Below are 631 nucleotides of genomic sequence, written 5' to 3' on the forward strand. Positions count from 1 at the left end.
TCGTCCTTGCTTAACTCAAGCACGAAGTCCTTGCAAGGAAAAGCTATGACCAGGTTCCAGTATTGTTCGCCAGATGGTGTTGATAAGATAGTTTCCAATTCAGGAAAAGTGACTTGTAAGACCTTGTGCAGACGGTTTTTAGCTCGAACAATGTCCTCGGTCAGATTCTGATAGAAACGGCTAAGATCCCGCAAGTTTTGGTAGACTTCTTCTTGGACATAAGTGGGTTTACGATTCAGTACAAATTGAGATTGAGCCAGTTTTTCGGCGTCAATTTGATCTGTTTTCCGCACACGCAAGCTATCCAGTTGCTTCTTAGCTTCTAAGGGATTAAGCCGTGTATAAGCGTAGCTATGTTCATCCAGAAAAGCTTGAAGACGACGAGAGTAGACACCTGTTGCTTCAAAGATGATTTCTGGCTTATGGACGGTTTTCAAATCGCCAAGTAGCCGAGCAAAGCCGATGGCGTCATTGGACATGGTATAGCCATGAACTTTCTCACCATTGACTAGAATGGTCACTTCTGAACTTGCCTTACTCACATCAATCCCAAAAACTGCACGCATGATATTACCTCTTTGTCTTGAATGATTCCTTGTTTTAGTGATGTCATTTTCAATACTCGACGACC

At 42.9% G+C, this 631-nt stretch carries 1 protein-coding gene; it reads right to left on the minus strand.

Annotated elements, in window-relative coordinates:
- On the minus strand, positions 1-566 hold a 566-nt coding region (locus tag C1G49_RS10975; RefSeq protein ID WP_153048240.1), incomplete at its 3' end, for an IS110 family transposase.
- Positions 567-631: the final 65 nt, after the last annotated feature.

Origin of the sequence: Streptococcus suis (assembly GCF_002960625.1) — a bacterium.
Lineage (GTDB): Bacteria > Bacillota > Bacilli > Lactobacillales > Streptococcaceae > Streptococcus > Streptococcus suis_T.